An 8157-nucleotide genomic window follows, 5' to 3' on the forward strand; every position below is an offset into this window, starting at 1 on the left:
CCGCCGAGGGTTCGGGGTGGCCTTCCGGGGTGAGGCGATCCAACCGCCGCAACGGAAAGGTCCCGCTGGCCACGCCGGCGCCGTAGCCGAAATCGCGCACGGTGTAATCGCGGCGCAGGTTACCGGCGGCCACCGAGAAGTCCGATAAACCCTTCTGCAGCAGGGTGCTGGTGACATAGAACGGCACCGTGGTCGACACCTGTCGGCCGAGGGCGTCAGTGGTCACCACCACCGCCTCCCCCGCGCCGTTAATAAACGGCACGTTGGTCAGCGTGTACGGCCCCGGCTGCAGGTTGGCACTGCTGGATTTGTAACCGTTGATAAACAGGTCCACCGACGACGGCACCGCCGCCTCCCCGGCAAACTGTGGCAAAGGGTAGGTGACCAAGTCGGGGCGCACGCCAAAGTCGCGCGACACCTGCACCCCGCCCAGGCGCACCGACGTGCTCCAGGGCAACGCGCCGCTGATCACATCGCCCGCTTCGTAGGTCAACAGGCGTTCGTCGTCGGAAAACCGCCAGGTGGTGTCATAGCGCCGATAGCCATTGTCCGGGCTGCTGCCGATTGTCTCCCGGCCCATGGTGGTGCGGTATTGACCGGTGTTGGACAACGTGCCCCAGGTGTCGAAGAGCCTGACTTCGTTGAAGATGCCGAGGTAGGTGCCCGCGTCATCGGTGTCATTAAGGTAGGCGTCATAGTTGAGCAGCGCGCCGAAACTGGTCAGCGCATGGGTGCGCGGGTAGTTATCACGATTGCCGATAAACTGCTCCGGCAACCAGGCAGGCGGCACCGTCAGCATCAGGCGCTGGCCCTGGCTGTCGTAATCGGTGTGCAGGCCCGGCAGGTTTTCCAGCGCGACCTCGGTGGGCACATCACCCGGCAGCTTCATACCGATTTCCTGCAACACCGAGGCCGGCATAAACAGCTGCCCGGCGCGTTGATTAACGGCGACCACACGGCCGGTGTCACGCTGGTTGACCACCAGTTCCAGGAATAACTGTGCATCGGCAACAGCCTCCAGACTGCTGGGAGGGGGCGGCAATGGCGCCGCAAACACCAGGCCAGACAGGCCACTCACCACCCACACCGATCGCCATAGACATCGAGCCCTCTCGCGGCTCACCAAGGCTTTGTGTCCTTCAATGGACATCTCCATCCGTTAACACCCGGGGCTGCTCCCTGCCCTATCGCACTGTTTTATCGACCTGGTGCGAGGCTCTCCAGTTGCGTTGCACCATTGACGCGGACCTGCAAGGGCTGACCCGCCGGCAGCCCGTCCGGCACCGGCCAGCGCATGGTCGCGCCCGGCAGCACATAGCCCATCAAGCCTTCCACCAGCGGCCGAGGTTGGCCGCCCTGCTTGAACGTGGCATCGGTCAAACGCGCGTGGACGGCGCCCTGGTTGCGCATTTCGACGTAATTACGCCCACCCACGTTGACTTTTTTCCAGCTCAGGTCCGGCTTGCCGGCTCCCTTTGGGTCGCGGTCGCGGGTGCCGTCGACCTTGCTCCAAAGGCCTGCGCCATAGGCGAACAACGGCACCGAATAACGCATCTGGAACCGCACCGCGGCGGCGGTCTTGCCATCGGCCGGGGCTGCGGGGGGCGTGGCTGATGGGATCTCATCAATGATGATGCGATAGGCCAACTCCTGGCCCGGCGGCACGTCCTTGGTGCGGGTCAAACGCACCAACTGTTTCTGCCCCGGCTCGATTTTCGCCACCGGCGGGCTGCCAATCACGTCGCGCTGGTTCTGGTACTGCTCATCAAAGCCGCTCTGGGTCCAGGCGAACACACGGATTTGCAGGTTGGCGGTCTCCGTACCACGGTTTTCCAACCACAAAGCGCTGGCCTGTTGATCGGCCTCCAGCACCGGGTCAATCGGCCAGATCAGCACCGAGCTGGCCGCCTGGGACTGGCCAGCCGTCAACGCCAATAACGCGCTCAAACCCGCTGCCCACCCAAGCCGGGAAGCTGCATACATAAGTCTCACTCCTCATTGCCAATAGCCTTACCACGACAGCTGCACCTGCAACGTGTCGCTGTACGTCCCCCCAGGCGTATTGCCCGGTAACTGCACTCGCCCATAAATCGGCAAGGTGATACTGGCCGCGTTGCTGTAGGCCACGCTGACGCTTTGGCTGATCCCCAAGCTCTGGCTGAACGCCGCGTCCTGAAACAGCTGATAGGCCACTTGAGCGCTGCCGCTACTGAGCTGCATCCGCCGACCACTGTTGTTATGCAAACCGCCGTTGACACTCATGTTCAGCGCGACACCCGGCGTACATTGCAAGGTCACGCCACCGGTGAGCGCGACCGACGCCGTGCTGGTCGCCAGTGCCGAATACGTGCCGAACGCCAGGCTGCCGTAGTTCGTGCCACCACCGACCACCAGGCACCCGGGCGTGATCGTCGCGCTGACCTGGAACGATTGACTGGTCACCGCCAACAGCGACACCGGCATGCCCCAGCCGATGCACGCTGCCAACGCCCACGCTGCCCGGCTCATGGCACTTAGAACGTCAGGGTCACGTTAACCGTGTCGGTATACGTACCGGCGGGCAGCCCGGCCTTGCCATTGGCCTTCCCGTAAATATTCACGGCCTGGGCCACCCCGGTACTCGGCGCCAGGTTGATCACACCACCGATGGCCAGCAAATTCGAATGGCCGCTGTCGGTGTAGAGGTCGTACGGCACGTAGTTGGCAACGCCGTCGTACAGCGCTCGTGCACCGCCAGTGGACTTGCCGTCATTGGCGCCAGCCGACACGGTCAGCGTCGGCGAGGTACCCGCCGAACACAGAATCGACAATGCCCCACCACCGCCGCCCAGCACTTGGCCGTCGGCCTCGGTAAACAGGCTATTGGCCGTACCAAAGTTCAAGTTACCGAAGCTCATCCCGCCGGTTGCCGCCGCGCCATTGACCTGGCAGCTGCTGGTCAGCACCAGCGTCGCGCTGACCGTGCCGGCCACGGTGGCCGCCTGCGCACCCGATATCCACGCCAGCGCCATCAATGGAAAAACCGCTTTCGATACACGTGCATGCATGATGTTCATCCTCATGGTTTACCAATCCAGAGTCACCGTCAGGGTGTCTGTGTAGATGCCGGCCGGTAGGGCCTTGGTATTCGCCACCACCAAGCCGAATACCGGGATCGGTACTTGTGTGCCCTTGGTCACGACGAAATTGCGTTGCTGGCCGATGCTGTAGGCGCTGCGGCCCAACGGGTCGGCGGATAGCCGATAGGGAATGGTGTGGCGGCCGTTGCTCAGCCGTCGAGTAGCGCCGTCGCCATTGGCGCCGCCGTCGATGGTCACGGTGAAGCTGCTGACCACCGAGGGGTTGCACGACACCGACAGCGGCGCCTTGCTGCCGTCAGTAACGCCAGCGCCCAAAGGGTTGTTCCACGTAGGCCCTTGGCTGCCGAAATCGAGTATCGCGGTGCCACCTGTAGGGCTGACCGGTGCGCGCTCAACGTTTTTGCTCACCTCGCAGCTCGCAGTAATCACCAAGCGTGCGTGTACCTGCCCGTTCACCGCGCCCGCCTGGGCGTCGTCCGCCAGCAGCAACAGGCCGCCCATCGCCGCGAGGGCCCAGCCCCGGCTTACCATGTGACCGTGACCTTGAGCAGGTCGGTGTAACGGCCAACGGCGGGAATGTCTTTGAGCGGCTCGATGCGCGCATAAAGCGGCAAGTCGACCGAGCCGGAGTCTGGGACGCGCCCGCTGAGGGGAATGTCCACCGGCAACGGGATCAACCGCGCGGCGTCGGCGTAGATACGATAGGGAATGGGTTTACTCGAAGGCGTTGCGGCGCTCAGGTAGCGCACTTCGCCGACGCCGCCATGCAGGCCGCCGTCCACGCGCATTTGATAAGGGGTGTCGGGGTTACATTCCAGGCGTGGCTGGCGCTGGCTGATCAGCGCCGCACTCAAGGGACCGGCCGGGTCATCCAGACGCGGGCCGCTGCCGAAATCCAAAACGCCAAGCTGCTCGATGCCTGCGCTGCGGGTGGTGCCCACCAGTTGGCAGCCCCGTTGCACGTCGATGCGCACCTCCACCTGGAGCTGCGCGCCGCAAACCGTGTTACAGAGCATGGCGCCCATCACTGCCAATACTGCTCGTCCCTTCACAGCCCCAATTCCTTATACAGGGGTGACAACTGTGTATGAGGTTAGCCATTTAAAGAAAAACTGCCAGTTTGGACAGGATTGCCCCCCACGCCATACCTTTGCGAGATAGCTGGCGGCCCCCTTCTCTATTGGTCAAATTGCGGCGAGCGCCCTACAGTAAGCGACCACCGCACTACAGAGTGACTCGCATTGGCCGTACTTTCCTTAATCCAGCGCTTGCTTGGCAAAAAGACTGACGTAAAGAGCGCCTCGCCCATCCCGGCGTTTTTTGCACACAAGGCCAAACAACAGGGTTACACCCTGAGTGCCGGGCAAACACAGGCAATCGCCGCCCTTGCCCGCCAGACCCAGCAACTGCTCGCCGGCAAGCCCACACGTAGCCTGTACTTGCACGGCCCGGTCGGGCGTGGCAAAAGCTGGCTGCTCGATGGTTTTTTCCAGGCGCTGCCGATTGCCGAGAAGCAGCGCGTGCACTTCCACGCGTTTTTTGCGCGCCTGCATCGGGGCATGTTCCAGCACCGTGAGCACGACGATGCCCTGGGTGTCACTTTGGATGAGCTGCTGGCGGGTTGCCGGGTGCTGTGTTTCGACGAATTCCACGTTCACGATATCGGCGATGCCATGCTCATCAGCCGGTTGTTCAAGACCTTGTTCCAACGCGGCATGCTGGTACTGGTGACCTCCAACTATGCGCCCGAAGGGCTGCTGCCCAACCCGCTGTACCACGAACGCTTCAAGCCGGTGATCGACCTGATCGCGGCACGCATGGACGTCTTGGAAGTCAGCTCACCCGAGGATTTTCGCAGCCTGCCCCAGGCGCATGCCGAGCAGCGCTTCAGCGCCGGTCAATATGTATGGCCCGGCACAGTGGCCCAACGTGAAGCGCTCGGACTGCCCGCCACCCACTGCCCGGCGCAGACGCTCAAGGTCGGCAACCGCCAATGGGTGTGCCGCAGCCATCAGGCGCCGACCATCGCCTTCACCTTTAACGACCTCTGCGAACAGCTCACTGCGGTGATGGATTACCTGCTGCTGTGCCAGGACTTCGACCACTGGATCATCGACGGGCTGCCGCCATTGGCGCAGTGCCCGATTGCCGTGCAGCAGCGCTTTATCAATCTGGTAGACGTGCTCTACGACCAGGACAAACGCCTGACCCTGATCGGCCAACAACCGTTGGCGCACGCCCTGCAAGGCCAAGCCATTGACCTTGCCCGTACGGCCAGTCGCCTGCAGCAATTGCAAACCGTCTGCCCGCAACAGGCGCCTCACCCGGTATCATGAGCGCCTTTTACGCCCTATTGCCGAGTGACCGCGCCGTTCATGAATACCCTCGCCCAACTCAAGGCTGGCCAATTGGCCGGTATCACGCGCCTGGACCTGTCCTGCGGGCTGACCGAATTCCCGCGGGAAATCTTCGAACTGGCCGATTCGCTGGAAATTCTCAACCTCACGGGCAACGCCCTGAGCAGCCTGCCGGACGACCTGCATCGCCTCGCGCATTTGCGCGTGCTGTTCTGTTCGGACAACGCCTTTACCGAACTGCCGGAATGCCTGGGCCAGTGCGCCAAACTGAGCATGATCGGCTTCAAGGCCAACCAGATCAGCCACGTGCCCGCCGCCGCATTGCCGCCGCAACTGCGCTGGTTGATCCTCACCGATAACCGCATCAGCCAGTTGCCCAGCGAGTTGGGCGAGCGGCCACTGCTGCAAAAGCTGATGCTGGCCGGCAACCAACTGACGGACCTGCCGCAAAGCCTGGCCAACTGCAAAAACCTGGAGTTGATTCGTATCGCCTCCAATCGCCTGACTCAACTGCCGGACTGGCTGCTGACACTGCCGAGCCTGACGTGGCTGGCCTATGCCGGTAACCCGGTGGAAATGGCGGTGGAGGTGGTCGCTGATGACGTGACGCCGAACATTCCCTGGTCGCAACTGTCGCTGGGCGAAGTGCTGGGCGAAGGCGCCTCGGGGGTCATTCGCAAGGCGTTATGGAAGCCACAGGCGTTGCCTGTCGCGGTCAAACTGTACAAAGGCACGATCACCAGCGACGGTTCACCGCTGCATGAAATGCAAGCCTGCATCGCCGCCGGGCTGCACCCCAACCTGATCAAGGTAGCGGGCCGTGTGGTGGGGCACCCCGATGACCAGGCTGCACTGGTGATGGACCTGATCGACCCGAGCTACCGCAACCTCGCGGCCCTGCCGAGCCTGGCGTCGTGCACCCGCGATGTCTACGCGCCGAACACGCGTTTCAGCGTTGAAGTGGCCTTGCGCATGGCGCGTGGCATCGCCTCGGTGGCGGCGCACTTACACCGGCACGGCATCACCCATGGTGATCTGTACGGCCACAATATTTTGTGGAGCGCGGCGGGAGATTGCTTGCTCGGGGACTTTGGCGCGGCGTCGTTCCATGCCACGGCGGACACCTTGGAAACCAGGGCATTGCAGCGCATCGAAGTACGCGCGTTTGGGGTGTTGCTGGGGGAACTGTTGGAGCGCATCGAGACTGAGTTCAATGACGATGTACTAGTGGACCTGCAGAAACGCTGCTGCCAGGCGGATGTATTGGCGCGACCGGGCTTCGAAGAAGTCGAAGCGCTGCTGCAGTCGCTGCCACACCACTGAACCAATGTGGGAGCGGGCTTGCTCCCACGTTCTGACTGCATTTATTCAGCGGTCAATCAGCCGGCCAGACCGACGAACATATCCTGCACATCATCGTGGTTGTCCAGGCCTTCCAGGAAGGCTTCGACTTCGGCCATCTGCTCATCGGTCAACCCGCTCACCGGGTTCTTCGAGAGATAACCCAGCTTGGCTGACAGCACGGTGAAACCCTGCTCCGGCAGCGCTTTTTGCACGGCATCAAGGTCAGTGGTTTCGGTGATGAACAAGGTGGAGCCTTCTTCTTCACCGTCTTCGAAATCCTGGGCGCCCGCTTCAATGGCGGCCATTTCCGGATCAGCGTCAGGGCTGTCCGGCGAAGCCTCGATCAGACCGACATGGTTGAAGTCCCACGCCACAGAGCCGGAAGCGCCCAATTGGCCCTTGCGGAACGCTACGCGGATTTCCGCTACGGTACGGTTGATGTTGTCGGTCACGCATTCGACGATCAGCGGCACCTGATGCGGAGCGAAACCCTCGTAGGTCACGCGGTGGTACTGCACGGTTTCACCCAGCAGGCCGGCGCCTTTCTTGATGGCGCGCTCCAGGGTTTCCTTGGGCATCGAGGCTTTTTTGGCCTGCTCCACCACCAGACGCAAGTGGGCGTTGGTCGCGGTGTCGGCACCGTTGCGGGCGGCGATGGTGATTTCTTTGACCAGCTTGCCGAAGATTTTGCCCTTGGCATTGGATGCCGCTTCTTTATGTTTGACTTTCCACTGTGCGCCCATGACTCACTCTCTTCCTATCCATAGCGCCGAGACGTCTACTGGCCGGCGCTTTGGGGGCAGAGTTTATAGCGCAAAAACCCATCATTCCACCAAAAAACCGTTAAGACGCCAACTCGAAAAACGCCTGGATCAGGCGCAATGAGCGGCGCCGCTCCATGCAACCGAGCATGTGCCGGTTTACCAGCCCGTCGCCCTGGATCGCAATGGCCTTGACCCGTGGGTCCGGGCTGACCTCCATCGACGAGACCACACCAACGCCCAACTCGGCGGCGACGGCTTCGGTCACCGCCTCGCGGCTGTCCAGTTCCAGCAACACCTTGGGTTGCACCTTGGCCTCACGGCAAGCGTCATCGAAGGTGCGACGGGTGATAGAGCTGGGCTCGCGCAACACCATGATCACGTCGTTCAACTGATCCAGACGAATGCCCTTGGGCCACTGCGCCCATGGATGGCCGGCCGGCACCAACGCGCAGATACGCGACTCACTCAGCGGTTGCAGGTGCAGGCCGTTGCGCGGCTGCACCTCGGTGAGCACCGCCACATCCGCGTGCTCGGACAACAACGCCGCCACGGTTTCCTGGGCATTGCCCAGCCGCAAGTTGCTAGCAATGCCAGGATAGCGGGCGCGCAGGT

10 protein-coding genes are annotated in these 8157 nt (G+C 62.4%); 2 read left to right on the plus strand and 8 right to left on the minus strand.

Annotated elements, in window-relative coordinates; genetic code table 11:
- The 6 genes from E0F99_RS27420 to E0F99_RS27445 form a co-directional block, all read right to left on the minus strand.
- Positions 1–1156 (minus strand): fimbria/pilus outer membrane usher protein (locus E0F99_RS27420; RefSeq protein WP_130909043.1); only part of this gene is annotated, 1156 nt, incomplete at its 3' end.
- A 41-nt stretch (positions 1157–1197) separates the two neighbouring features.
- On the minus strand, positions 1198–1983 hold the full coding sequence (locus E0F99_RS27425) for a fimbrial biogenesis chaperone (RefSeq protein WP_083357905.1): 786 nt from the start codon (positions 1981–1983) through the stop codon (positions 1198–1200).
- Between the two features lie 27 nt (positions 1984–2010).
- Positions 2011–2508 (minus strand): Csu type fimbrial protein, encoded by a 498-nt coding sequence (locus tag E0F99_RS27430; protein WP_083357904.1) that lies wholly within the window; start codon positions 2506–2508, stop codon positions 2011–2013.
- 5 nt (positions 2509–2513) lie between these two features.
- Entirely contained in the window at positions 2514–3047 is a 534-nt protein-coding gene (locus E0F99_RS27435) for a Csu type fimbrial protein (RefSeq protein WP_083360408.1), read from the minus strand.
- Positions 3048–3065: 18 nt separating this feature from the next.
- Positions 3066–3611 (minus strand): Csu type fimbrial protein, encoded by a 546-nt coding sequence (locus E0F99_RS27440; RefSeq protein WP_083357903.1) that lies wholly within the window; start codon positions 3609–3611, stop codon positions 3066–3068.
- On the minus strand, positions 3605–4105 hold the full coding sequence (locus tag E0F99_RS27445; protein WP_423213185.1) for a Csu type fimbrial protein: 501 nt from the start codon (positions 4103–4105) through the stop codon (positions 3605–3607). Before E0F99_RS27445 ends, E0F99_RS27440 begins: the two co-directional genes overlap by 7 nt.
- Before the next feature lie 216 nt (positions 4106–4321).
- Between E0F99_RS27445 and zapE the strand changes: the two genes are divergently transcribed.
- Both zapE and E0F99_RS27455 read left to right on the plus strand, forming a co-directional pair.
- The gene (gene zapE, locus E0F99_RS27450) at positions 4322–5416 is read left to right on the plus strand and encodes a cell division protein ZapE (protein WP_083357901.1); all 1095 of its coding nucleotides are present in this window, start codon (positions 4322–4324) and stop codon (positions 5414–5416) included.
- A gap of 39 nt (positions 5417–5455) precedes the next feature.
- Positions 5456–6760 carry a protein kinase gene (locus tag E0F99_RS27455; protein ID WP_083360407.1) on the plus strand — a complete coding sequence of 435 codons (1305 nt, stop codon included), beginning with the start codon at positions 5456–5458 and terminating at the stop codon, positions 6758–6760.
- 56 nt (positions 6761–6816) lie between these two features.
- Here the strand turns inward: E0F99_RS27455 and E0F99_RS27460 are convergent, their stop codons facing one another.
- Together E0F99_RS27460 and E0F99_RS27465 are read right to left on the minus strand one after the other, a co-directional pair.
- On the minus strand, positions 6817–7524 hold the full coding sequence (locus tag E0F99_RS27460; RefSeq protein WP_083357900.1) for a YebC/PmpR family DNA-binding transcriptional regulator: 708 nt from the start codon (positions 7522–7524) through the stop codon (positions 6817–6819).
- Positions 7525–7624: 100 nt separating this feature from the next.
- The coding region (locus E0F99_RS27465) for a LysR substrate-binding domain-containing protein (protein WP_242626941.1) at positions 7625–8157 on the minus strand (533 nt) is incomplete at its 5' end.

Origin of the sequence: Pseudomonas antarctica (genome assembly GCF_900624995.1) — a bacterium.
Classification (GTDB): domain Bacteria; phylum Pseudomonadota; class Gammaproteobacteria; order Pseudomonadales; family Pseudomonadaceae; genus Aquipseudomonas; species Aquipseudomonas antarctica.